This is a genomic window from Amycolatopsis sp. NPDC049159, from assembly GCF_040648295.1.
GTDB classification, from domain to species: domain Bacteria; phylum Actinomycetota; class Actinomycetes; order Mycobacteriales; family Pseudonocardiaceae; genus Amycolatopsis; species Amycolatopsis pretoriensis_A.
In genome coordinates this window covers 41,574-65,334 of the sequence record NZ_JBEZDL010000038.1, presented here as the reverse complement: position 1 = coordinate 65,334, position 23,761 = coordinate 41,574, and the positions used below count along the sequence as shown (strand labels likewise).

General features: G+C 71.0%; 23 protein-coding genes, 1 tRNA gene and 1 riboswitch. Of the genes, 14 read left to right on the top strand and 10 right to left on the bottom strand.

Features of this window, described 5'->3' with window-relative positions; genetic code table 11:
- Window position 1 precedes the first annotated feature (1 nt).
- The 4 genes from AB0B33_RS43960 to AB0B33_RS43945 all read left to right on the top strand — a co-directional run bounded on the left by AB0B33_RS43960 (window position 2) and on the right by AB0B33_RS43945 (window position 4,871).
- Window positions 2-838 (top strand): TatD family hydrolase, encoded by an 837-nt coding sequence (locus AB0B33_RS43960; protein ID WP_360783362.1) that lies wholly within the window; start codon window positions 2-4, stop codon window positions 836-838.
- Window positions 839-1,047: 209 nt separating this feature from the next.
- The gene (locus tag AB0B33_RS43955) at window positions 1,048-2,472 is read left to right on the top strand and encodes a transglycosylase family protein (RefSeq protein ID WP_360783359.1); all 1,425 of its coding nucleotides are present in this window, start codon (window positions 1,048-1,050) and stop codon (window positions 2,470-2,472) included.
- A gap of 103 nt (window positions 2,473-2,575) precedes the next feature.
- Window positions 2,576-3,427: a 16S rRNA (adenine(1518)-N(6)/adenine(1519)-N(6))-dimethyltransferase RsmA gene (rsmA, locus tag AB0B33_RS43950; RefSeq protein WP_360783356.1), complete on the top strand. Its 852-nt coding sequence runs from the start codon at window positions 2,576-2,578 to the stop codon at window positions 3,425-3,427.
- Window positions 3,428-3,553: 126 nt separating this feature from the next.
- Window positions 3,554-3,644: riboswitch (SAM riboswitch) on the top strand.
- A 213-nt stretch (window positions 3,645-3,857) separates the two neighbouring features.
- Window positions 3,858-4,871 (top strand): ATP-binding cassette domain-containing protein, encoded by a 1,014-nt coding sequence (locus tag AB0B33_RS43945; RefSeq protein WP_247018285.1) that lies wholly within the window; start codon window positions 3,858-3,860, stop codon window positions 4,869-4,871.
- Window positions 4,872-4,924: 53 nt separating this feature from the next.
- On the opposite strand, the gene AB0B33_RS43940 is transcribed toward AB0B33_RS43945, so the two are convergent.
- Window positions 4,925-6,319: an MFS transporter gene (locus tag AB0B33_RS43940; RefSeq protein ID WP_360783353.1), complete on the bottom strand. Its 1,395-nt coding sequence runs from the start codon at window positions 6,317-6,319 to the stop codon at window positions 4,925-4,927.
- A gap of 104 nt (window positions 6,320-6,423) precedes the next feature.
- Between AB0B33_RS43940 and AB0B33_RS43935 the strand changes: the two genes are divergently transcribed.
- The 6 genes from AB0B33_RS43935 (at window position 6,424) to AB0B33_RS43910 (ending at window position 12,257) form a co-directional block, all read left to right on the top strand.
- Window positions 6,424-6,957, top strand: coding sequence for a helix-turn-helix domain-containing protein (locus tag AB0B33_RS43935; RefSeq protein ID WP_360783351.1), 534 nt, complete (start codon window positions 6,424-6,426; stop codon window positions 6,955-6,957).
- A 9-nt stretch (window positions 6,958-6,966) separates the two neighbouring features.
- On the top strand, window positions 6,967-7,929 hold the full coding sequence (locus AB0B33_RS43930) for a 4-(cytidine 5'-diphospho)-2-C-methyl-D-erythritol kinase (RefSeq protein WP_247018291.1): 963 nt from the start codon (window positions 6,967-6,969) through the stop codon (window positions 7,927-7,929).
- On the top strand, window positions 7,926-8,333 hold the full coding sequence (locus tag AB0B33_RS43925) for an ASCH domain-containing protein (protein ID WP_360783346.1): 408 nt from the start codon (window positions 7,926-7,928) through the stop codon (window positions 8,331-8,333). Before AB0B33_RS43930 ends, AB0B33_RS43925 begins: the two co-directional genes overlap by 4 nt.
- 4 nt (window positions 8,334-8,337) lie before the next feature.
- Window positions 8,338-10,101: an ABC-F family ATP-binding cassette domain-containing protein gene (locus AB0B33_RS43920; RefSeq protein ID WP_360783343.1), complete on the top strand. Its 1,764-nt coding sequence runs from the start codon at window positions 8,338-8,340 to the stop codon at window positions 10,099-10,101.
- Between the two features lie 132 nt (window positions 10,102-10,233).
- Window positions 10,234-10,572 carry a hypothetical protein gene (locus tag AB0B33_RS43915; protein ID WP_360783340.1) on the top strand — a complete coding sequence of 113 codons (339 nt, stop codon included), beginning with the start codon at window positions 10,234-10,236 and terminating at the stop codon, window positions 10,570-10,572.
- Window positions 10,569-12,257 carry a fatty acyl-AMP ligase gene (locus tag AB0B33_RS43910; protein WP_360783338.1) on the top strand — a complete coding sequence of 563 codons (1,689 nt, stop codon included), beginning with the start codon at window positions 10,569-10,571 and terminating at the stop codon, window positions 12,255-12,257. The genes AB0B33_RS43915 and AB0B33_RS43910 overlap by 4 nt, the downstream gene beginning before the upstream one ends.
- A 72-nt stretch (window positions 12,258-12,329) precedes the next feature.
- On the opposite strand, the gene AB0B33_RS43905 is transcribed toward AB0B33_RS43910, so the two are convergent.
- The 4 genes from AB0B33_RS43905 to AB0B33_RS43890 form a co-directional block, all read right to left on the bottom strand.
- Window positions 12,330-12,686 carry a DivIVA domain-containing protein gene (locus tag AB0B33_RS43905; RefSeq protein ID WP_247018298.1) on the bottom strand — a complete coding sequence of 119 codons (357 nt, stop codon included), beginning with the start codon at window positions 12,684-12,686 and terminating at the stop codon, window positions 12,330-12,332.
- 169 nt (window positions 12,687-12,855) lie between these two features.
- Window positions 12,856-13,170, bottom strand: coding sequence for a DivIVA domain-containing protein (locus AB0B33_RS43900; protein WP_360783334.1), 315 nt, complete (start codon window positions 13,168-13,170; stop codon window positions 12,856-12,858).
- Window positions 13,171-13,191: 21 nt separating this feature from the next.
- On the bottom strand, window positions 13,192-13,785 hold the full coding sequence (gene pth, locus AB0B33_RS43895) for an aminoacyl-tRNA hydrolase (protein ID WP_360783331.1): 594 nt from the start codon (window positions 13,783-13,785) through the stop codon (window positions 13,192-13,194).
- A 12-nt stretch (window positions 13,786-13,797) separates the two neighbouring features.
- A complete protein-coding gene (locus tag AB0B33_RS43890; protein ID WP_247018302.1) occupies window positions 13,798-14,400 on the bottom strand; it encodes a 50S ribosomal protein L25/general stress protein Ctc in 603 nt (200 codons plus the stop codon).
- 347 nt (window positions 14,401-14,747) lie between these two features.
- Here AB0B33_RS43890 and AB0B33_RS43885 point away from each other — a divergent pair, with 347 nt between their 5' ends.
- Both AB0B33_RS43885 and AB0B33_RS43880 read left to right on the top strand, forming a co-directional pair.
- On the top strand, window positions 14,748-15,863 hold the full coding sequence (locus tag AB0B33_RS43885) for a hypothetical protein (protein WP_360783327.1): 1,116 nt from the start codon (window positions 14,748-14,750) through the stop codon (window positions 15,861-15,863).
- 98 nt (window positions 15,864-15,961) lie between these two features.
- Window positions 15,962-16,603, top strand: coding sequence for an NAD(P)H-binding protein (locus AB0B33_RS43880; RefSeq protein WP_247018304.1), 642 nt, complete (start codon window positions 15,962-15,964; stop codon window positions 16,601-16,603).
- Here the strand turns inward: AB0B33_RS43880 and AB0B33_RS43875 are convergent.
- The 5 genes from AB0B33_RS43875 to AB0B33_RS43855 all read right to left on the bottom strand — a co-directional run bounded on the left by AB0B33_RS43875 (window position 16,587) and on the right by AB0B33_RS43855 (window position 21,882).
- Window positions 16,587-17,462, bottom strand: a complete 876-nt coding sequence (locus AB0B33_RS43875; RefSeq protein ID WP_360783323.1) for a TIGR03621 family F420-dependent LLM class oxidoreductase — start codon at window positions 17,460-17,462, stop codon at window positions 16,587-16,589. The two genes, AB0B33_RS43880 and AB0B33_RS43875, sit on opposite strands and share 17 nt — an antisense overlap.
- A 61-nt stretch (window positions 17,463-17,523) precedes the next feature.
- Window positions 17,524-18,504 (bottom strand): ribose-phosphate diphosphokinase, encoded by a 981-nt coding sequence (locus tag AB0B33_RS43870; protein ID WP_247018306.1) that lies wholly within the window; start codon window positions 18,502-18,504, stop codon window positions 17,524-17,526.
- A complete protein-coding gene (gene glmU, locus AB0B33_RS43865; RefSeq protein ID WP_360783320.1) occupies window positions 18,501-19,973 on the bottom strand; it encodes a bifunctional UDP-N-acetylglucosamine diphosphorylase/glucosamine-1-phosphate N-acetyltransferase GlmU in 1,473 nt (490 codons plus the stop codon). The genes AB0B33_RS43870 and glmU overlap by 4 nt, the downstream gene beginning before the upstream one ends.
- A 48-nt stretch (window positions 19,974-20,021) precedes the next feature.
- Window positions 20,022-21,776 (bottom strand): GGDEF domain-containing protein, encoded by a 1,755-nt coding sequence (locus AB0B33_RS43860; protein ID WP_360783317.1) that lies wholly within the window; start codon window positions 21,774-21,776, stop codon window positions 20,022-20,024.
- A 34-nt stretch (window positions 21,777-21,810) separates the two neighbouring features.
- A tRNA-Gln gene (locus AB0B33_RS43855) sits at window positions 21,811-21,882 on the bottom strand.
- 204 nt (window positions 21,883-22,086) lie between these two features.
- Here AB0B33_RS43855 and AB0B33_RS43850 point away from each other — a divergent pair.
- Together AB0B33_RS43850 and AB0B33_RS43845 are read left to right on the top strand one after the other, a co-directional pair.
- Complete coding sequence (locus AB0B33_RS43850) at window positions 22,087-23,052, top strand: acyl-CoA desaturase (protein ID WP_360783314.1); 966 nt, start codon at window positions 22,087-22,089, stop codon at window positions 23,050-23,052.
- A 95-nt stretch (window positions 23,053-23,147) separates the two neighbouring features.
- The gene (locus AB0B33_RS43845; protein WP_125312529.1) at window positions 23,148-23,741 is read left to right on the top strand and encodes a TetR/AcrR family transcriptional regulator; all 594 of its coding nucleotides are present in this window, start codon (window positions 23,148-23,150) and stop codon (window positions 23,739-23,741) included.
- The last annotated feature ends 20 nt before the right edge of the window (window positions 23,742-23,761 follow it).

The window sequence follows — 23,761 nt, the reverse complement described above, 5'->3', positions numbered from 1 at the left end:
CATGGGTGACGAGAAGCGCGAGCTGCCGCCGGTCCCGGACCGGCTCCCGGTGTCGGTGGTGGACGCGCACACCCATCTCGACGCGTGCGGCGCGGTCACCGCGGCCGATGTTGCGGCCATGGTCGACCGCGCCGAGCGCGCCGGTGTCGCCCGCGTCGTCACGGTCGCGGACGACCTCGCCTCGGCCCGCTGGGCCACCGAGGCGGCGAGCTGGGACCCGCGCGTGTGGGCCGCCGTCGCGATCCACCCGACGCGGACCAAGGCGTTCGGCGAGGCCGAGAAGTCCGAAGTGGAGCGCCTGGCTGCGACCGACCGCGTGGTCGCGGTCGGCGAGACCGGTCTCGACTACTACTGGGACTACTCGCCGCACGACGCCCAGCAGGAGGCGTTCCGCTGGCACATCGACCTCGCGAAGCGGCTGGACAAGCCGCTGATGATCCACGACCGCGAGGCCCACGACGACGTGCTGCGCATCCTGGCCGAAGAGAATGCGCCGAATGCCGTAATCTTCCATTGTTTTTCCGGGGACGCGGAAATGGCCCGCAAGTGCGTGGACGCGGGATACGTCCTTTCCTTCGCGGGCACGGTGACGTTCAAGAACGCCAAGGGCCTCCACGAGGCAGCCCGGCTCTGCCCGGCGGACCAGTACCTCGTCGAGACCGACGCACCGTTTCTGACCCCCCACCCGTTCCGTGGACGGCCGAACGAGCCGTTCGGCGCGGCTTACACCGTCCGTCACCTCGCGGCGCTCAGGGGCGAAGCTGTCCACGAAGTCGCCGAAGCGGTCCGGACCACTGCCGAGCGGGTGTACCGACTCCCCAGCGTCACAACGGGGTGAACGCATTGCGACATCAGGGTTCCTTGATCGTCCACCTGATGGAGTGACGGGGATCACGACACTCCGGGGGGTGTTTGCGCAACCCGGCGGGACCCGTTACTGTCCCGTGATCGTGCCGGTCGGGCCTGCGCTCAGCAGCTTCCGATCGTCACGCCCAGTCGTAGAGACGGCGCCCCCGACCGCCGTCTCGTGAAAGGGAACGATCCCCGGTGACAGGTAGCAGACAGGCTGGAGCGCGCTCCGCCGTTCTCGAACGCAGTTATTTCGAGGACACCGCGTACGGTCAGCTCGACTTCTCCGACGACCCGAACATCACGCAGCAGGACATCCTCGCCGCGCTCGGCCCCGACGCCGACGCGATGATGGCCGAGATCGACGTCGACGTCGACGAACTGATCCGCCTCATCAACGCCGAGACGACGTACCTGCCCCCGATCGTCATCCCGGACGAGATCGAGGCGGACCGGACCGCGTCCCCGCAGGCCAAGCGCGCCGCGATGGACGAGAGCATCCGCCAGACCAGCAAGGTCTGGAAGCGCCGCTTCCTCAAGGGCGCCGTCCTCAGCGTCATGATCAGCGTCGCCGGCGGCGGCGCGGCCGCGCTGGCGATGAACAAGAGCGTCACCGTCGACGTCGACGGCCAGCAGCAGACCATCCACTCCTTCGGCGACACCGTCGGCGAAGTGCTGGAGGACGCGGGCCTGTCCGTCGGCGAGCACGACTCGCTCTCGCCCTCCCCGCAGGCGGAGGTCGGCGACGGCGGCGTCATCAAGCTCGAGCGCGGCCGCCAGCTCAAGATGATCGTCGACGGCGCGGAGCACACCTCCTGGGTGCGCGCGACCCACCTCGGCGACGCGCTGTCCCAGCTCGGCATGACCGGGATGGACAAGCCCGGCACGTGGATGTCGATGCCGAAGGACGGCGAGCTGCCGCTCCAGGGCGCCACGGTCGAGATCAAGACCCTCAAGAACATCACCCTGTACGACGGCGCCAACGCGCCGAAGCAGGTGAAGACGACCGCGGTCACGACGAAGGAGTTCCTGGGCGAGTACAAGCTCACCCTGGGCCCGGAGGACCAGGCCGAGGGCGGTCTGGACGTCAAGCTGACCGACGGCGCCCAGGTCCACATCAGCCGCACCGGCGTCTCGACGGTCGTCCAGAAGGAGTCCATCGACCCGCCCGAGCAGCGCGTCGACGACCCGGACCTGGACAAGGGCAAGACCCAGGTCGAAGACCCCGGCACGCCCGGCGAGAAGATGGTGACCTACAAGGTCACGCAGAAGAACGGCAAAGAGGTCGCCCGCGAGAGCATCTCCGAGCAGATCATCACCGCGGCCAAGCCGAAGATCATCCACGTCGGCACCAAGAAGGCCCCGACCCCGGCCATCGGCGACGGCTCCGCGTGGGACCGCATCGCGGCGTGCGAGTCGGGCGGCAACTGGGCCATCAACACCGGCAACGGCTACTACGGCGGCCTCCAGTTCGACAAGCGCACCTGGGACGCCTACGGCGGCGACGCGTACGCGAACCTGCCGAGCCAGGCTTCGCGCGAGCAGCAGATCGCGGTCGCGGAGAAGGTCCGCGACGCGCGTGGCGGCTACAGCGCCTGGCCGGTCTGCGGCAAGAAGGCCTGAGTTTCGCTTCGGAACGGCCCCCGTCCTTTTTGGGCGGGGGCCGTTTCGTCTGCGGTCCGCACCGAGCGGAACAGGGCCGGAGTACGGTCGGTAAGCTCGCCCGGTGGTTGAACTGTTGGGACCGGCCGAGATCCGGGCGCTGGCGGCCGAGCTGGACGTGCGGCCGACCAAGAAGCTCGGGCAGAACTTCGTGCACGATCCCAACACCGTCCGGCGGATCGTCGAGCTGGCGAACGTCACCGAGGACGACGTCGTCCTCGAGGTAGGGCCCGGGCTCGGGTCGCTGACGCTGGGCCTGCTCGCCACCGGGGCGCGGGTCGTCGCCGTCGAGATCGATCCCAAGCTCGCCGCGCGGCTGCCCGAGACCGTCGCCGAGCGGGGGGCCGAAGCCGCCGGCCGGCTGACCGTCGTCGGGGCCGACGCGCTGCGCGTCAAGAACGCCGACCTGCCCGGCGAGCCGACCGCGCTCGTCGCCAACCTGCCCTACAACGTCGCCGTGCCGGTCGTGCTGCACCTGCTCGCCGAAGTGCCCTCGCTCGCCTCCGGGCTCGTCATGGTGCAGACCGAGGTCGCCGAGCGGATGGCGGCCGGGCCGGGCAGCCGGATCTACGGCGTCCCGAGCGTCAAGCTCGCTTGGTACGGTCCCGCACGGAAAGTCGCCGCGGTGCCACGGTCGGTGTTCTGGCCGGTGCCCAACGTGGATTCCGCGCTCGTCGCCTTCGAGCGCGCCGCCACCCCGGCGTCCGAAGACCGGGACGGTCTCTTCTCCCTGGTTGACGCCGCTTTCTCACAACGCAGGAAAACGCTTCGCGCCGCGCTCGCGGGCTGGGCGGGCTCGGCCGAACGGGCCGGGGAGCTCCTGACGGCCGCCGGGGTCGACCCGAAGACCCGGGGCGAGCAGCTCGACGTGCACGCTTTCGCCCGGATCGCGGCACGCGCGCGGGTCCACCACTGAATCCACCACAGTGGAGGCGGTGAAAAACGCACGTTTCGGCCGTCACCCCGTGACTGCGACACCTCCAGTCGTGTGATGTGGGCCAACGGGCTTGCTTTCGCTCCGTGGGATCGGCTTAACTCAGTACGTCCATCCCGAGCGACCGAGAGACCTGGCTCGTCGAAGTCGCAGCAACCACCCTCCACAGGGCAGGTGCTACCGCCAGGACCGATGGAGGCCGTTTTCGATGAAGAGGGTAGCTCGCCCCCTGCTGTTGACCAGGCGCCGCGTTGTCGACGAAGGCCGCCGCTCCGTCTCCGCATGTCGACGCTCGCGCTGAGCTTCGTCTGAGCCGACACACCCCTTCTTCACGCACCGTCCACTGAGGACGGACACTCGCTTGCGGCCGGGCGCGCCCTCGTGCGCTGCGCCCTGTTTTTCTGGAGCTATCGTGATCACGGTCGAAAACCTGTCCAAATCCTTTGCCACCAACGGAGATTCCGTCGTCGCCCTGCACGACGTGAGCGTCGAGGTCCAGGCCGGCTCGCTGTTCGGCGTCGTCGGCCCGGCCGGTTCGGGCAAGTCCGTCCTGGCCCGGTGCATCGCGCTGCAGGAGCGCCCCGACCGCGGCGTCGTCCGGCTGGACGGCCTCAACACCGGCACGCTCGACGGCCGCCGCCTCCGCGAGATCCGCCGTCAGCTCGGGGTCGTTTCGACGAAGCCGGAGCTGATCGCCGAGCGCACCATCGCCGGCAACATCGCTTCCCCGCTGGAGCAGCTCGGCGTCGACGGCCCGCAGCGCCGCAGCCGGGTCGGCTCGCTGCTGGACCTCGTCGGCCTGACCCCGCGCGCCGCGCAGCGTCCCGGTGAGCTCACCGCGGGTCAGCTCCGCCGCGTCGCGGTCGCGAAGGCGCTGGCCGCCGCGCCCGCCGTGCTGCTCGCCGACGACCCGACCGCCGGGATCGACCCGGAGGAGGCCGGCTCGGTGCTCACCGTGCTCGACCGCGCCCGCTCCGAGCTCGGCACCACGGTCGTCGTCACGACGCCGGACGCGGGCGTCGTCCGCCGGCTCTGCGACGACGTCGCGGTGCTGGAAGACGGCACCGTCGTCGAGCGCGGCACCGTGCTCGACCTGATCTCGAACCCGGGCAGCCGCACCGCGCAGGCGCTGCTGCCGGCCATCGAGACCTCGCGCTCGCAGTCCTCGCGCTACGACCGCGCGGTCGACGTCGTGCTGGTCGGGTTCGCGTCGGTGGGCGCGCTGCTGCCCGAGGCCGCCGGCCGCTTCGACGTCGAGTTCGCCACCATCGGCGGCGGGCTGACCCGGATCGGCGACACCCCGGTCGGCCGCTTCCGCCTCGGCGTCCGCGGCGAGCGCGCCGACGCGGCGCTGGCGTGGGTCGCCGAGCGCGGCGGCCACGTCACCCAGACCGCCCGCGGCCCCCAGGCCGTCGTCGCCGCCTGATCCCATCTGTCGTGAAGGCCACCTCGAGGAATTCGAGGTGGCCTTCACGGCGTTCAGCGGGAGCCGCGCGGGAGGACGAGGAACGCGGTGAGGGCGGCCGCGGCGACGATCGCCGCCGCCCAGGCCGACGCCGTCGTGTAGCCGTGGACGATCGCCGTCGGCGTGGTGAGGCCCGCCGAGGCCGCGGTGGCGATGGTGTTCAGGGCGGCCGTGCCGAGGGACGCGCCCACCTGCTGCGACGTCGTCACGAACGCCGAAGCCGCGCCCGCGTCCCGCGCACCGACGTCGCGGGTGGCGACGTTCAGCACCACCGGCATGCACAGCCCGGCCCCGACGCCGAGCAGCAGCTGCATCGGCAGGACGACCCCGGCGTAGGACGCGTCCGGCGTCAGCCGCGTGGCCGCCACGAGCCCGCAAGCCAGCACGGACAACCCGCCCGCCAGCAGCGGCCGCGGGCCGACGCGCGGGAGCAGCCGTCCCGAAAGCTGGGTCGACGTCAGCATGTTCGCCCCCAGTGTCGGCAGGAACGCCAGCGCCGCGGCGAGCGCGCCGTAGCCCATCACGACCTGCAGCTGGTAGGTCAGGAACAGGAACATCCCGAACGCGCCGAACGAGGCCGCCCCGATCGTCAGGTAGGCGACGGCGCGAGCGCGGTCGCGCACCACCGCGAGCGGCAGCAGCGGGTGCGGGTGCCGGGCCTGCCGGCGCACGAACCAGCCGAGCAGGAACAGCGACAGCACGAGGAAACCCAGCACCGGCGGGGAAAATCCCTGAGTGGCCACTTCGGACAGTGCGTGCACCAGCAGCACGACGCCGCCGCAGCTGAGCGCCGCACTGGTCCAGTCCAGCTGCGTGTCGCGGTGCGCGGCCGTCGGCGGCACGGCGAACCAGGCGCCCAGCCCGGCCAGCACGGCGACCGGCACGTTGACGTAGAGGCTCCAGCGCCAGTCGAGGAACTGCGTGAGCGCGCCGCCGACGGTGAGGCCCAGCGCGGAGCCGGACATCATGATGGCGCCGAAGATCCCGAACGCCTTCCCGCGTTCGCGGGGGTCGGTGAAGGTGAGCGTCAGCAACGACATCGTCGACGGCGCCAGCAGCGCGGCGAACACGCCCTGCGCGGCGCGGGCGCCGATCAGCCAGCCCGCCGACGGGGCCGCGCCGCCGACCGCGGACGCCACGGCGAACCCGGCGATGCCGACGAGCAGGGTGGTGCGGCGGCCGAGCCGGTCGGCCAGCCGCCCGCCGAGCAGCAGCAGGCCGCCGAACGCCAGCGTGTACGCCGAGATCGTCCACTGGCGGCCGGTGCCGGACAGGCCCAGCGCGCGCTGGGCCGACGGCAGGGCGATGTTCACGACGGTCGTGTCGAGCACGACCATCAGCTGGGCCAGGCCCAGCGCGGCGAGCGCGAGCCAGCGGCCCGCGACGCGCTCCGGCGCGGTGGTGGTCACGGTGAACCCCCGAGGTAAGCTGCAGATGCATTGCTTGTCGACCGACAAGCAATGCCAAGCTAAGTGATTACTAGTCGGCCGTCAAGTAAGTTGAGGGGTGGAGCATGGCCGGGCGACGCACCGACACGCGCGAACGCATCCAGCGCGTCGCGCTCGAGCTGTTCGCCGAGCAGGGGTACGAAGGCAGCTCGCTGCGGGAGATCGCCGAGCGGCTCGAGGTGACGAAAGCCGCGCTGTACTACCACTTCCGCACGAAGGAGGACATCGTCACGAGCCTCCTCAAGGACTGGGGGACGGCGCTCGACGACCTCCTCGAGCGCGAAACCCGGCCCGAGGAGCTGCTCACCGCGTACGCCGGGCTGGTCGAAAGCAAGTTCGGCCCGGTCATCGGCCTGGTGCAGCGCAACGCGACGGCGTTGAAGGCCATCGCCGCGGGCGCCGGGCTCGCGGACCGGATGCTCCGCCTCCACGAGCTGCTCTGCGGCGGGTCCGACGCCCCCGAAGCGAGCCTGCGCGCGCGGCTCGCGCTGGTCGCCGTGCAGCTCACCAGCGTCGAAGGCGGCCCGGAAACCCCGCCGGACGTCGCGCTCGCCGTCGGGCTCGACATCCTTTCTCCTGGTCGGAACGCGGACACGTAGGCTGGTCGGGTGCTCGCCGTAGTTCCGCCCCCAGTCACCGTCCGGGTCCCGGCCAAGGTCAACCTGCACCTTTCGGTCGACGACCTGCGCGAAGACGGTTACCACGAGCTGGTGACCGTGTTCCAGGCGCTGTCGCTGACCGACGAAGTGACAGTCGCGGTCACCGACGACCCCGGCATCGAGGTCTACGGCGAAGGTGAAGGCACCGTCCCGACCGGCCCGGAAAACCTGGCGTGGCGGGCGGTCGAAGCGCTCGCCAAGCACGTCGGGCGCACCGGCGAGCCGAAGGTCCGGGTGGTGCTGCGCAAGGGCATCCCGGTCGCCGGCGGCATGGCGGGCGGCAGCGCCGACGCGGCGGCGACCCTGGTCGGCCTCGCGTCGCTCTGGAACCTCGACGTCACGCGCGACGAACTGGCCGGGCTCGCCGCCGGCCTGGGCAGCGACGTCCCGTTCGCGCTCTACGGCGGCACCGCGCTCGGCACCGGGCGCGGCGAGCACCTGGTCCCGGTGCTTTCGCGGCACACGTTCCACTGGGTGCTGGCGTTCGACTCCGAAGGGCTGTCGACGCCGAAGGTGTTCAAGGAGCTGGACCGGCTGCGCGCGGCGGGCAAGCCGCCGCGGATCGGTTCGCACACCCCGGTCGTCGAGGCGCTGGCCTCGGGCGACCCGCGCCAGCTGGCCCTCCTGCTCGGCAACGACCTCCAGGCGGCGGCGGTCTCGCTGCGCCCGGAGCTGCGCCGCACGCTCCGCGCGGGCGTGAACGCGGGCGCGCTCGCGGGCACGGTGTCCGGCTCCGGCCCGACGTGCGCGTTCCTCTGCGAAGGCGCCAACTCGGCGGTGGAGGTCGCCGCGGAGCTGTCGGGCGCGGGGGTGTGCCGCACGGTCCGCGTGGCCCACGGCCCGGTCCCGGGCGCGCGCGTGGTCGGCGGCGACGACGCGAACCGGCCGACACCGCCGCGGGTGCACGCGTGAAGCACGCGGAATTCGCGTTCCCCGGCCCGCTGCGCGACAAGCTGGTCGCGGCGATCCTGCGCGGGGAGAAGACGTCGACCACCGGCCTGCTGGCCGAATACGAGAAGTACGGCGAAGAACTGCCCGTCGTCGGCGAGCGCGAGCTGATGATCGACTCGGCGGGCGTCGGCGTCGCGGTGCTCGAAACCACCGAGGTGCGCGTGCTCCCGCTGTCCGAAGTGGACTTGCGGCACGCGCTCGACGAGGGTGAGGGTTTCACCAGCGTCGCCGAATGGCGCGCGGACCACACGGACTACTGGCAGAGCGCCGAAATGCGCGCCGCCATGGAAGATCCGGAATTCACCGTGGACGACACGACGCAGGTCGTGGCGACGCGGTTCGTGATAGTGGAAAGGATCGGCTGAGCGGATGGCCAACCTGGTCAACCTGGAGTCGGTGAGCAAGTCCTACGGGATTCGCCCGCTCTTGGACGGTGTGTCGCTCGGGATCGCGGCCGGGCAGCGCATCGGCGTCGTCGGGCTCAACGGTGGTGGCAAGACCACGCTGCTGGAAGTCCTTTCCGGACTCGCCGAGCCCGATTCCGGGCGGGTGAGCCACGTCGGCGGCCTGCGGATGGCCGTCGTCACCCAGCGCACGGAACTGCCGGACGGCAGCACGGTCGGCGACGTCGTCCTCGAGCGCTACGGCGCCGAGCACGAGTGGGCCGCCGACGCGCGCGTTCGGTCCATTGTAGACGGATTGGGGATCACCGCGATCGGGCTGGACAAGCCGACCGCGAACCTCTCCGGCGGCGAGCGGCGGCGCGTTTCGCTGGCCGCCGCGCTGACCGGCGAACTCGACCTCGTCGTGCTCGACGAACCGACCAACCACCTGGACGTCGAAGGTGTCCGCTGGCTGGCCGACCACCTGCTCACGCGCCGGATCGCGGTCGTGGTCGTCACGCACGACCGGTGGTTCCTCGACACCGTCGCGACGCTGACGTGGGAGGTCGCGAACGGCCGCGTCGAGCAGTACGAAGGCGGTTACGCGGACTGGATCTTCGCGCGCGCCGAGCGGGCGCGGCTCGCGGCGACGGCCGAGGAGAAGCGGCAGAACCTGGCCCGCAAGGAACTCGCGTGGCTGCGCCGCGGCCCGCAGGCGCGCTCGTCGAAGCCGCGCTACCGCATCGAAGCGGCCGAAGCGCTGATCGCCGACGTCCCGCCGCCGCGCGACTCCGTCGAACTGCAGGCGTTCGCCAAGCGGCGCCTCGGCAAAACAGTGCTGGAGCTGGAAGACACGACGTACGCGGTGGGTGACCGGACGCTGCTCGACCACGTCACCTGGCGGATCGGCCCGGGCGACCGGATCGGCCTGGTCGGGGTGAACGGCTCGGGCAAGACGTCGCTGTTGAAGCTGCTCGGCGGTGACATCGAGGGGTCGACCGGCCGCCGGATCGAGGGCAAGACGGTCGCGCTCGCGCACCTGCGCCAGGAACTCGACGACCTGCCCGGCGACCTGCGCGTGCTGCAGGCGATCGAGCAGGTGGCCGGCCGCGTGGTGTTCGGCAAGCAGGAGATGACGGCGTCGCAGCTGGGCGAAAAGCTCGGCTTCCCCCAAGCCCGCCAGTGGACCCCGGTCGGCGACCTCTCGGGCGGCGAGCGGCGCCGGCTGCAGCTGTGCCGCCTGCTGATGGCCGAGCCGAACGTGCTGCTGCTCGACGAACCGACGAACGACCTGGACATCGACACGCTCCAGCAGCTGGAGGACCTCCTCGACGGCTGGCCGGGCACGATGGTCGTGGTCTCGCACGACCGCTACCTGGTGGAACGCGTCTGCGACACGATCGTCGCCCTCTTCGGCGACGGCCGCATCACCCACCTGCCGGGCGGCATCGAGGAGTACCTGAACCGCCGCTCGGCCGCGAAGGAGAGCACCGGCCCGTCCCCGTCCGCGGCGAAGGTGGAGGCGAAGAAGTCGGCGGCGGACCTGCGGGCGGCGCAGAAGGACCTCGGCCGCCTGGAGCGCAAGCTCGACCAGCTGCACGCGAAGGAGGAGAAGCTCCACGCGTCCTTGCTGGCGGCGGCGACGGACCCGGCGAAGCTGATGGAGCTGAACGCGGAGCTGAAGGGCGTGCAGGGGGACATCGAGGACGTCGAGGCGCGCTGGCTGGAGACGTCCGAACTGCTGGAGTGACGGCGGACCGCTCCGGCGGACCGCGGTGGCCGGTCCGCGGGCTCGGGCAAGTCGCCCCGTGCGGACGCGGTGCGAGCGCCTCGGCGTGCCCTGCGTCGAGTTCGAATCCTTCTTCCACGACCCGGCTGGACCGTGCCGGAGACGTGGCAGGCCGACGTCCTCGGCTGCCTGGCGGGTGAGGTCTGGGCCATCGAGTGGCCGGGCGAAGCGGTCCGGGAGCGGATGACCGCGCGCTTGGACGTGCTGGTGTGGCTCGACCACCCGCGCACCCTGACGGTGGCCCGCGTCGTCAGCCGCACCCCGAAACGGCGCGTCGGCCGCGGCTCGAAGCACATCGTCGGCATCGCGTGGCGGTACCACCCGATCACGCGGGCCCGGGTTCGCCGGGTCATCGAGGCCGCCGGCTTCAAGGGCCGGTTTCCGCGTTGGTGGGCGGATGTCGCCCGTGTCCCAGTAATGTTCCCGCCATGAGCAGGTTCGTGGACACGCTGGTCGCCACCGCGACGGGGCGGGGACAGCAGCGGGGCATGGTCACCGGGGAGCCGAAGGAGCCGGTGCGGCGGACCTGGGCCGAGGTGCACCAGGAAGCGCGGCGGATCGCCGGCGGGCTGGTCGCCGGGGGGTTCGAACGCGGGGGTGCCGTCGCGGTGCTGGCCGCGGCGCCGGTGCTGATCGCGCCGACCGTGCAGGCCGTTTGGCTGGCCGGGGGCAGCGTCACCATGCTGCACCAGCCGACGCCGCGGACCGATCTCGCCGAGTGGGCCGAGGACACCGTGCGGGTGCTCGGGATGATCGGGTCGAACCTGGTGCTGCTGGGCGAGCCGTTCGACCAGCTCGCGCCGGTGCTGGCCGAAAAGGGCATCGGCTACCGGCTGATCAGCGATCTCGCCGGCGCCGAGCCGCTGGAAGACGTCGTCGTCACCGACGAAGGCGAAACCGCGCTGCTGCAGCTGACCAGTGGCTCCACCGCCGACCCGAAGGCCGTGCGGATCACCTACGGCAACCTGTACTCCAACGTCAAGGCCATGGTCGACCGCGCGGAGTTCGACTTCGACGTCGACGTGATGGTGTCCTGGCTGCCGACCTTCCACGACATGGGCATGGTCGGCTTCCTGACCGTGCCGATGACCTTCGGCGTCGAGCTGGTCAAGATCACGCCGGTCGAGTTCCTGTCGGGCCCGTTGATCTGGCCCCAGCTGATCACCAAGTACCACGGCACCACGACGGCGGCGCCGAACTTCGCCTACGCCATCGTCGGGCGCCGGATGGCCCGCGTCGACGACGACAACGAGTACGACCTCTCGAAGCTGCGCATCGCCCTCAACGGCGCCGAGCCCATCGACGAGACCGCCGTCCAGACGTTCGTCGACGCCGGGGCCCGGTTCAAGATGCCGGCGGAGTGCGTCTTCCCGGCCTACGGCATGGCCGAAGCGACCCTGGCCGTCTCGTTCGCGCCGCTGTTCACCGGGCTGACCCTCGACGTCGTCGAAGCGGACGCGCTCGAGGCGGGCAACCGCGCGGTGCCGGTCCCCGAGGGCGACCCGCGGCGCGGCACCGACGACGTCCGGTCGTTCGCGCTGCTCGGCCGTCCGCTGGACGGGCTCGAGGCGGAGATCGTCAACGAGGCGGGCGAGCGCGCCGGCGACCGCGAAGTCGGCGAGATCCGGCTGCGCGGCGAGGCCGTGACGCCCGGCTACCTGACGATGGACGGCCCGGTCGCCACCCAGGACGACGAGGGCTGGCTGAACACCGGCGACCTCGGCTACCTGGTCGACGGCCAGATCGTCATCTGCGGGCGCCGCAAGGACGTCATCATCATGGGCGGCCGCAACCTGTACCCGACGGACATCGAGCGCGCGGCGACGTCGGTCGAGGGCGTGCGGGCCGGCAACGCGGTCGCGGTCCGGCTGGACGCGGGCAGCCGCCGCGAGCGGTTCGCCGTGGTCGTGGAGTCGAAGCTGGCGGGCGACGCCGAGGCGGAGAAGAACCTGGTGAAGCAGGTCTCGGCCCGGGTCCGCGACGCGGTCGACATGCGCCCGTACGCGGTGGTGGTGCTCCCGGCGGGCAGCCTGCCGAAGACGCCGTCGGGCAAGGTCAAGCGCGCGGCCACGGCGGCCCAGTTCGCGGACAGGATCAAGAAGAACGCCGACGCCTGACACGTCACTTTCCCTATGAAAGTGCCGCGCCCGGGAGCCCGGAGGCGTCACTTTCATAGGGAAAGTTCCGCTTCAGCGCTGCTGGAGGCGTTCGGCGCGCAGGGTGGGCGGGGTGGCGCGCTCGGCCGTCGCCTCCGCCGGGGTGCGGGCGCCCGGCAGGTCCGGGGCGTGGCCCGTCCGCGTGGCGAGCTGGTCCTCCGCCGCGTCGAGGAACTCGTCGACTTCGCGTTCGTCGTAGCCGCGCTTGCCGATCAGCGGCTTCGAGAACACCACGTGGTGCACTTCGGCGGCGGTCAGGTCGTCCTCCTCGGCGAACGTCTTGGCGATCCGCCGGACGAACTCGTCGACCTCGTGCTTGGCGTAGCCACGGCGGCCGATCGGGGCGTTACCGAAGGTGACCTCGGCGAGGTCTTCGGCGGTGAACGACATGCAACTCTCCGATTCCGGGGTTGGGCGGTGCGAACTGCCGTACACCGTCCTAGCCGGAGAACAGGGACCCCCGGAAGGGGCAGACCCCGAAGCTCACCCCGACGGGCGGCTGCCGTCCGCCTGTGAGTGAGCCGGGATTACGCAGCGCTGTGTGGCCGGGTTCACACCCTCAGCTCCGGCCGAACCACTTCCGCGGCCCCTGCGGGCGCCGCTCCTCGGCCACCGGGCGCGGGTTCCGCAGCTCGACGAGGGCCGCCTCGGCCTCGTCGAGGAACAGGTCGACCTGGGCCTGGTCGTAGCTGCGCATGCCGACCGGCATGATCGTGAACTCGACGTAGTGGATGTCGTCCGCGGTCAGGATGTTGCGCCCGGACAGCGCCTCGGCGATCAGGTCGAGGAACGCGTCGACCTCATCCTCGTTGTAGCCGCGACGGCCGAACCGGGGTCTGCCGAATGCGATCACCCGGACTTCGTCGGGGGTCATGGCTTCACCATCCCACCCATGTCAGCCCGCGTGGAAGGCGTTTTGCGCGGCGGCCAAGCCGGTGCCGACGAGTGCCTCGGTCGCGTCCGCGCACCGGTCCACCTCGAACGGGAGCTCCTTGCGCTCGACCGTCGAGAAGTCCTTCAGCACGAAGTCCGCCGGGTCCTGGCGGCCGGGCGGGCGGCCGATGCCGAAGCGCACGCGGTAGTAGTCGCGGGTGCCGATGGACTTCGTGATCGAACGGAGTCCGTTGTGGCCGTTGTCGCCGCCGCCGAACTTCAGCTTCAGCGCGCCGAAATCGACGTCGAGCTCGTCGTGCACCACCACGACACCGGTCGGCGGCACCTTGTAGAAGCGCGCCGCGCCGACCACGTGGCCGCCGGAGAGGTTCATGTACGAGCGCGGCTTCACCAGCACGACGCGGCGGCCGGCCAGCCGTCCCTCGAGGACTTCGCCGCCGGTCTTGTGCGTCTTGAACTTGCCGCCGACGCGGGCGGCGAGCTCGTCCAGCACCATGAACCCGACATTGTGCCGGTTTCCGGCGTACTGGGGCCCGGGATTGCCGAGGCCGGCGAGCAAGATCAGCTCGCCGGCCCCGGGCAGGTCTTCGGTCACGCGGTAATTCTATTATTCGGCGGCTTCGGCCGACTCGTCGCCCGCCTCGGCGGCCTCGTCGTCGGCCTCTTCACGCTGCGGCTCGTTGACGGCCACGACGAGCGACTCGGGGTCGGTGACCAGGGTGGCACCCTGGGGCAGCTCGACCTGGCCCGCGAGGACCTGCGAGCCGATCTCGAGGCCCTCGATCGAGACCTCGAACTGCTCCGGGATGTGCAGCGCCTCGACCTCGACCTGCAGGGTGTCGACGTCCTGGTTGACCAGGCCGCCGGGGCCGGGGTTGCCGGTGACGACGACGGGGACGTCGACGACGATCTTCTCGCCGCGCTTCACGACCAGCAGGTCGACGTGCTCGATGTAGTTCTTGAGCGGGTGCACGACGATGGTCTTCGTCAGCGCGAGCTCGTCGGAGCCCTCGATGGCGAGGGTGATGACGGCGTTGGAGCCGTTCTCACGGACGACGCGGGCGAACTCGATGGCCGGCAGCGCGAAGTGCCGCGGGTCCGAGCCGTGGCCGTACAGAACGGCGGGGATCTTGCCGGCGCGACGCGTGCGACGCGCGGCGCCCTTGCCGAACTCGGTGCGCGGCTCGACGGACAGACGTACCTCGGACACGGTGTGGCACTCCTTCAAATCACGAACATGGTGCGGGAGACAGCATGCTGCGGCGGGGATGCTTGCGTTTTCTGTTCAGGCGGTTGCGTTCGGCGGCGAGTTTGCGGGCGTGCACGACAGCCGGGGCTACTCGAGCCGCCGCGTCGATCACGCCGGGCACCCCATCAGGGCCCCGCCTCGCCGAGACAACCTCAAGAGTGTAAACCAACCTCATCACGGTGGGTTGCGGCGGGGGCACCGACCAGGCTAGAACCCTCCTGAACCCCGGTGCGTGACGACACAAATCCGGTGGCGGGACTTCACCGGCCGAGGTGCACTCGGGCGCAGCGCAAGAGCGAGGGGCGGCAATGCGGGCTGGACGGGGCATGGCGGCGGCGGTGCTGCTGCTGGGCGGACTGCTGGCGGGGTGCCAGGTGGCGGTCCCCGGCAGCGCCGGCGTCTCGGCGGCCGACCGGCAGACGGCGGAGCGGCGCGCCGAGCAGCGTGCCGCGGTCGACGCCGCGCTGACGACGCTGGGCCAGGCGCCCGCGGTCGCGCTGAAGGCCACGATCAAGGGTGCCGAGCAGCAGTTCCGGGTCACCCGCGGCGGCACCGCCCTCGGCGGCGTGCCGCTCGACGGCGGGGTCGTCCAGGTCGCGGCCGTCGGCGGCCAGTTCTACCTCCAGGCCGACGCCGAGTACTGGAAGGCGCACGCGATCGACGAGGGCACGCAGTTCGGCACGAGCTGGGTGCGTTCGCTCGGCTCCGAGCTGCCGCTGGACCCGGCGGCCCGGTTCGCCCCGGCCGCGCTCGCCGACGGCCTCCGCAAGGCACTGCCCGGCCTGGACCGGCTGGGGGAGCCGGTCAAGGCGAAGCTCGCCGACGGCACCGAGGTCTACCAGCTCGGCGCCGCGCCGAGCGTCCTGCGCGTCACCGCGGCCAAGCCCAGCCGCGTCGTCAGCTTCGCGCCGGTGCTGCTCGACCCGCAGGCCGGGCCGAAGTACGGCGCCGAGTTCCAGGTCGCCCCGCTCGCCGGGGACGCGCTGAAGGCGTTCCACACCGACCTCGACACCGCCGTCGGCGCGCTCGGCCAGCCGATCGAGGGCCTGGTCCAGGCCAGCGCCGTGGTCACCAACGACAAGCTCGACTGCAAGGACTTCGTCGGCTCCTGCACGACGACGGTCGACGTCTCCACCAGCGTCGTCGGCTCGCCGGCGTCGGGGGAGAAGAGCGTCGTGCACATCAACCTCTCGGTCGAGGTGAGCGCCGACTCGCTCGGCGCGCAGACCTGCACGACAGCGGCCGACGCCGAGCCGTACGCGACGATCAAGATGTCCTGCACGGTGAAGTTCAAGCTGCCCAACAAGACGGCCAGCTACCAGGTCCTGTCGAAGCCCAACGCGACCGCGGAGGTCCGCGCGGCGCTCGACGCCAACGCCGTGAAGCAGAAGGTGGCCGCGGAGTTCGCCGCGCTGGGCGGCTGAGCTGGACACCTACCCGGGGGTGCGTTGCTTCCGTTGAAGTAGGGGATCTTCCGTTCCTACGATCGGCCTCGAAGGCCGAATTCGAACGAGGAGATCCAATGGCCAAGCTGGTGGTTTTCGGGGCGACGGGGTACGCCGGTGGCAAGATCAGCGCCGAGGCGCTGCGCCGCGGGCACGAGGTCGTGGGCGTCGCGCGCAACGAGGGCTCGGTGCCCGAAGGCGTCGAGGCGCGGCAGGGTTCGCTGCACGACGAGGAGTTCGTCGCGCAGCTCGCGAAGGACGCCGACGTGCTCGTGGTCGCGACGCCGGCCCGCGCGATCGACGGCAAGAAGCTGATCGACGCCGTGCCCGGGCTGGTCCGCGCCGCGCGCGAGCACGGCGCCCGGCTGTCGTTCGTGGGCGGGGCGTCGAGCCTGCACGTCGCCGAGGGCGGCCCGCGCCTGTTCGACACCCCGGAGTTCCCGGACGAGTACAAGGAAGAAGCGGGCAACCACGCCGAGGTGCTGTACCTGCTGCGCGAGCAGCCGGCCGACCTCGACTGGTTCTACGTCAGCCCGGCCGCCGAGTTCGGCGCGTGGGTTCCGGGCGAGCGCACCGGGACGTTCCGCCTCGGCGGCGACGTCCTGCTGACCGACGAGAACGGCAAGTCCTTCATCGGCGGCGACGACTACGCGATCGCCTACGTCGACGAGATCGAGCAGCCGAAGCACAGCCGCGCGCGCTTCACGGTCGCTTACTGAGCTCCTCGATCACCGGGGCGAACGTTTCGAGCGCGGGCTCGAACACCGTGATGTACGAGAAGCCGTAGCGTTCGCGCCGGGCCACCAGCTGCCCGGCGATCTCCTCGACCGTGCCCAGCACCAGCTGCGGCGCGTCGAGGAGCTCGCCGGCGTCGGCCACGGCGCTCCGCTCGGTCTTCTCGTGCCACGCCTCGGCGGCCGCGCGCCGGTCGCCGGTGATCTCGACGTGCTGGACGAGCATGTTGTACTCGGTTTCGCGCGTCGCCCTGGCCCGGAAGAAGGCCACGCGCTCGTCCATCGCCTCGGCGTTGTCGAGCTTGAAGGTGCCCGGCGGCTTCCCGGGCTGCTGCCGGAGCCCGCCGAACCCGACGACGTCCGCGTGCCGGGCGGCGAGGTCGAGCACGCCGTCGCTGTTGCCCGCGATGAGCAGGCGGGGCTGGGCGATGCCTTCGTCGTCGAAGTGCTTTCGCAGGTAGCCGATGCTTTCGCCGAGGTAGCTGATGCGGGTGGCGGCGTTGTGCCACGGCAGGCCCGCGGCGTCGAACTCGGCCTTCATGTGCCCGGCGCCGAGCCCGAGGTCGAGGCGCCCGTCGAGCAGCGCGGCCGTCGTGGCGGCTTCGCGGGCGAAGAGCGCGAGGTTGTAGAAGGGCACGTTCGACACGAGCGTGCCCAGCCGCGGCCGCTCGGTGACGGCGGCCGCCATGGCCAGCACCGGGAAGGGCGCGAGGCGGCCGGCCCCGAGGTGATCGGGCACGGTGATGACGTCGTAGCCGAGTTCTTCGGCTCGGCGGCACCGCGCGATCCACTCGTCCCGGCCGCTGATCCCGCGGAGGCTGACGCCGAACTTGAAGTTCCCCATGCCGGCGACGCTAGCGCCGGGAGCCCCCGCCGGGCGCGGAGTTCGCGCCCGGCGGAAAGCGTCAGGCGTTGCCGTCGAAGAGCGAAGTCACCGAGCCGTCTTCGAAGACCTGCTGGATGGCTTCCGCCAGCATCGGGGCGATCGACAGGACCGTCAGGCCCGGGAACCGCTTCTCCGCCGGGATCGGCAGCGAGTTCGTCACGATGACCTCGCGCGCCTTGCACTGCGAAAGCCGCTCGGTCGCCGGGTCGGACAGGATGCCGTGGGTCGTCGCGATGACGACGTCCGCCGCGCCCTCGTCGATCAGGGCCTCGGTGGCCTTCACGATCGTGCCGCCGGTGTCGATCATGTCGTCGATCAGGACGCAGAGCTTGCCCTCGACCTTGCCGACCACGCGGTTGGCGACGGCCTGGTTCGGCTTGTCCGGGTCGCGCGTCTTGTGGATGAACGCGATCGGGCGGTCGCCCAGCGTCTGCGCCCACTTCTCGGCCAGCCGCACGCGGCCCGAGTCCGGCGAGACGACGGTGATGTCGGCGTCGCCGTAGGTCTTCTTGATGTGGTCCGCCAGCACGGTCTGCGCCATCAGGTGGTCGACCGGGCCGTCGAAGAAGCCCTGGATCTGCGCGGTGTGCAGGTCGACCGTCATGATCCGGTCGGCGCCCGCGGTCTTGAACAGGTCCGCGATCAGCCGCGCCGAGATCGGCTCGCGGCCCTTGTGCTTCTTGTCCTGGCGCGCGTAGGGGTAGAACGGCATCACGACGGTGATCCGCTTCGCGCTCGCCCGCTTGAGCGCGTCCACCATGATCAGCTGTTCCATCACGTACTCGTTGATGGGCGTGGTGTGCGCCTGGATGACGAAGGCGTCGGTGCCGCGGACGGACTCCTCGAACCGGACGAACAGCTCGCCGTTGGCGAACGTGTGCGCCGTCTGCGGGGTGATCGTCACGTTGAGGTGCTTGGCCACCTCTTCCGCGAGCTCCTGGTGCGCGCGACCGGAGAAGAGCATCAGATTCTTCTTCGGCGTGCCTTGCTTCGGACTCATGCTGGCGACTCCCCGTCGGTTCCTGCTGCTGACTCGGCGTCGAGGGCGGCCTGGGCCGCCTCCGCCGCGGGCGTACCCGGCCGGCGCCGGATCGCCCAGCCTTCGATGTTGCGCTGCGGCGGCGCCGACACCGCGAGTGTGCCCGGCGGGACGTCCTCGCGGATCACGGCACCCGCACCACTGTAAGCGCCGTCACCGACCTGCACCGGGGCGACGAACGTGTTGTCCGCGCCCAACCGGACATACGACCCGATAACGGTGCGGTGCTTGTGGACGCCGTCGTAGTTCACGAACACGCTGGAGCAGCCGATGTTGCTGTGCTCGCCGATCGTGGCGTCGCCGACGTAGGTCAGGTGCGGCACCTTCGTGCCGGCGCCGATGTCGGCGGACTTCGTCTCGACGAACGCGCCGAGCTTGCCCTTCTCGCCGAGCTTGGTGCCGGGCCGCAGGTAGGTGAACGGGCCGACGGTGACGCCGTCGCCCAGTTCGGAGTCCGAGCCGTGCACGCGCACCACCGAGGCGCGGGCCCCGATGGTCATGTTCGTCAGGGTGCTGTCCGGTCCGACCGTCGTGCCCTCGCCGACCGACGTCGTGCCCTTGAGCTGCACGCCCGGCTCGATGACGACGTCGCGGGAGAGGGTGACGCCGGCGTCGATCCACGTCGAGGCCGGGTCGACGACCGTGACGCCCTCGCGCTGCCAGCGCCGCACGATCCGGCGGTTCAGCTCGGCGCCGAGCACCGACAGCTGGACGCGGTCGTTGACGCCCTCGGTCAGCCACGGGTCGTCGACGACGAGCGCGCCGACGTGCAGCCCGTCGCCGTTCGCGATGCCCAGCACGTCGGTGAGGTAGAGCTCGCCCTGTGCGTTGTCGGTCGAGAGCCGCGAGAGGCCGTCACGCAGCACGGCGGCGTCGAAGGCGTAGACCCCCGAGTTGATCTCGGTGATCTCCGCCTGCTCGGCGGTGGCGTCCTTGTGCTCGACGATCCCGGTGACCTTGCCCGCCGCGTCGCGCACCATGCGGCCGTAGCCGGTCGGGTCGGCGACCACGGCGGTGAGCACGGTGACCGCGTTCTTCGCCTCGGTGTGCTCTTCGAGCATGGCGCGCAGGGTCTCGGTGTCGAGCAGCGGGACGTCGCCGTAGCTGACGAGCACGGTGCCGGTCAGGTCGGCGGGCAGGGTGGCGAGCGCGCACGAGACGGCGTGGCCGGTGCCCTGCTGCCGGTCCTGCACCGCGGTGCCGACCGGGCGGCCGAGGGCGTCGGCGACCTGCGCGAGGCGCTCGCCGACCAGTTCGCGGCCGTGGCCGACGACGACCACGAGGTGCTCGGGCGCCAGGCCGGCGGCGGCCCGGACGGCGTGCTCCACCAGGGATCGCCCGGCGATGGGGTGCAGCACCTTGGGCGTCGACGAACGCATGCGGGTGCCCTCACCCGCGGCGAGGATCAACGTGCTCAGCGGGCCGGTCAACGGCGCTCCCAACGGTTACCAAAGGGTGGCTTCTGTCGGGCACCGATCCTAACTGTGGTCTTCGGCGTCCCACGCGGGGTCGGTCGGAGGGGCTTCGCTCGCCCACGCCGCGGCGGGGTCGGCGGCCATCGAGTTCGCCGACGCCACCTGGTTGCCGCCACCGCGTTTCGCCTGGTACATGGCCGCGTCCGCGCGGGCGAGGACCTGCTCGCCGCGTTCCTGCGGCCGCAGCGAGACGAGCCCGATCGACAGCGTGACGCCGTGCGAGAGGTGGTGCGGCAGGCCGGCGACGGACTTCACGGCGCGGCCGAGCGCCATCTTCGCCGCGGACGCCGGCGTGCCCGGCAGCAGCACGATGAACTCGTCGCCGCCGTAGCGGGCCACGAGGTCGTCGCCGCGCAGCGCGTCACGAAGCGTGCTCGCGACGACACGCAGCACGTTGTCACCCTCGGCGTGCGACTGCTTGTCGTTGACGCCCTTGAAGCCGTCGAGGTCGACCAAGGCGACGGCGAGCGGCTGCGCGTCGGCCGACGAGGCGAGCTGGCGCAGCTTCTCGTCCAGCGCGCGCCGGTTCGGCAGGCCGGTGAGCGGGTCCTGCAGCGCCTGCTGGGTGATCGCGCCGTGCTCGGCGGACAGCCGTTCGTGCTCGCGGCGGGCGTTCAGCGTGGCGATCTGCGACTCGCGCAGGCTCCACATCTCGGACTCGAGCCGGGTGGCGTAGTCGATCAGCGACTGGCTCGCGCCGGACGCGTAGTCCGGGCTCGTGTCCAGCCGGGCCAGCTCGCGGGCGATGTTCAGCCGCATCGACGGCTGCGAGGTGTCGTCGCCGAGGGACTCGCGCGCCGAGCGCAGCACGTCGAGGGCCTCTTCGCGGCGGCCGCCCTTGTCCAGGCAGCGGGCCAGCGCGATCGCGACGATCTCGCGTTCGCCCGGGTAGCCGGTGCCTTCGTGCAGCTGGCGGAGCCGGTCGATCTGGTCCGTGGTCGGGCTGTGCAGCGCCTGCGCGGCGGCGAGGACACCGACCTGGTCGACGGCGGAGACGTTCGCCTTCCGCGGGAACAGCGACTCGGTGAACGGGCCCTCCGCGGCGACCGCCATGGACGCGGCGGTGCGGAACTTCTCGGCGCTCTCGTCGTACTCGTCGATGCGCTCCAGCCGCAGGCCCCAGCCCAGCAGCATCTTGACGCGGTTCATCAGCTGCAGCGTGATCTCGTGCGGGCTCGCGCTCTCGCGGATCGCGCTCGCGGCGCGGCCGATGACCTCCTCGGCGGCTTCGTAGACGCCGAGCTGGTTCAGCACGATCCAGCAGTCGTTCAACGTCGACCACAGCATCCGGTTCCACTGGCGGATGCCGACCTGCCGGTTCGGGATCGCGGAGTCGTCGAGGATCGCCAGCGCGCGGGCGATCTCGGTGAGCGCGGGGTCCTCCTGCGCGGCGATCACGAGCCGGCGCCCGCGCAGCGCGTGCGCGTCGGCCCGCAGCAGCGCGAGGCCGTGGCGCCGGGTGTGCGCGAGCATCTCGTCGAGCCGCGGCTCGGCCTCGGCGGCCAGTCCCCTGGTGATCAGCCGTGCGATCGCGGAAGCGCGCAGCAGCTGCGCGACCATGGTCGGCTCGCCGCGGCGCTGGGTCTCGTCGAGCAGCTCGTCCATCAGCTCGACGATCTGGAGCTGCTGGGCGTACTCCTGCCGCTGGACCGCGGCGATCAGTTCCCGCGCGCGCCCGACGAGCCAGGCGTCGGACATCTCGGCCAGTGCGGGACGCCTGGCCGCCACCGGGTCGGTCGCCTCGTCGGTCAGCGCCAACCTCCCGGTCTCGTGGTTCGGGTCCTTACTGCTGCTCCGCCGCCAGGATTCGAACCTGAACTGTCAGAACCAAAATCTGAAGTGCTGCCGATTACACTACGGCGGATCGAACCAGGTCAGGATAGCGACGATCGGGTGTCGTCCGCGCGGGGGATGCGTTAGCGGCCCGTCCGCCGGGTACCCGGGTTCGAACACCAGGTGTGGCTTCGGGCACTCCCCAGTGGCTCGAACCTCCTGTACCGTAACTTACGGCATCGTAGGTTAGGTCACCCTTGGCAAAAGGGCACCCGTGTAGGAAGAAGTGAAGCGTATGACGGCCACGCTCGACCGCTCTCAGCCCGCTGGGGAGCCTGCGGCCCCCAAGGGCCCCAAACCCGTCATCGAAGGCACGCGCGGAATCGGCGTGCAGCTGTCGGTCTACTTCGGCGTGATCGCGCCGCTGGTGGCACTGCTGGTCGCGGTGCCGTTCGCCTGGGGCTGGGGACTGAGCTGGGTCGACGTCGGCATCTTCGTGGTGTTCTACGCGATCAGCGGGCTCGGCATCACGGTGTCGTACCACCGCTACTTCACGCACGGCTCGTTCAAGGCCAAGCAATGGCTGCGCGTGGTCATGGCCATCGCGGGCAGCATCGCCCTGCAGGGCCCGGTGATCACCTGGGTCGCCGACCACCGCCGCCACCACGCGTTCTCCGACCGCGACGGCGACCCGCACTCGCCGTGGGCGTTCGGCACCTCGCCGTGGGCCATCGCCAAGGGCTTCTGGCACGCGCACATGGGCTGGCTGTTCGAGCGCGACCAGACGAACGCCGAGCGCTTCGCGCCGGACCTCGTCAAGGACCCGGCGATCAAGAAGGTCGACGACCTGTTCTGGCTGTGGGCGCTGGTCAGCCTGATGCTGCCGGCGTTGCTCGGCGGGCTCATCTCCTGGTCGCTGTGGGGCGCCGTGACGGCGTTCTTCTGGGCGGGCCTGGTGCGCATCTGCGTGCTGCACCACGTGACCTGGTCGGTCAACTCGATCTGCCACATGATCGGCGAGCGCCCGTTCGCCGCCCGTGACAAGTCGGCGAACTTCTGGCCCCTGGCCATTTTCTCGTTCGGCGAGTCGTGGCACAACCTGCACCACGCCGACCCGACGTCCGCGCGCCACGGCGTCAAGCGCGGCCAGATCGACATCTCCGCGCGGCTGATCTGGATCTTCGAGAAGTTCGGCTGGGTGCACGACGTCCGCTGGCCGACCCCGCAGCGCCTGGCCCGTATCGCGACGGAAAAGGGCTAGTCAACTAGGCTGCGACGGTGGCGGGGAGACGACGTTCGAAGCGTGAGCAGCAGGTCACCGGGGCGCGTCCGGCCGCCCCGGTGGCGCGGGTGCGGATGACCGGCAGCGAACGGCGCCGTCAGCTGCTGAACGTGGCCAGGGCGCTGTTCGCCGAAAAGGGTTTCGACGGCACGTCGATCGAGGAGATCGCGCACCGCGCCAACGTGTCGAAACCCGTGGTGTACGAACACTTCGGCGGCAAAGAGGGCATCTACGCGGTGGTCGTCGACCGCGAAACGCAGCTGCTGCTGGACCGCATGGTCTCGACGCTGCACGGCGGCCACCCCCGCGTGATGCTCGAACAGGCGGCGACGGCGTTGCTGTCCTACGTCGAGGATTCCCACGACGGCTTCCGCATCCTGGTCCGCGACTCCCCGGTGGCGAGCTCGACGGGCACGTTTTCGACGGTGCTGAACGACATCGCGAGCCAGGTCGAGCACATCCTGGCCCAGCAGTTCGCGGCCCGCGGGTACGACGAGAAACTGGCGGCGCTGTACGCACAGGCGCTGGTGGGAATGGTGGCGCTGACCGGCCAGTGGTGGCTGGACGCGCGCAAGCCGAAGCGCGACGAAGTCGCGGCCCACCTGGTGAACCTGGCGTGGAACGGGCTGTCCCACTTGGAGCACAAGCCGAAGCTGCGGCTGGGCTAGCTGTGATGTTCAGGGACGTT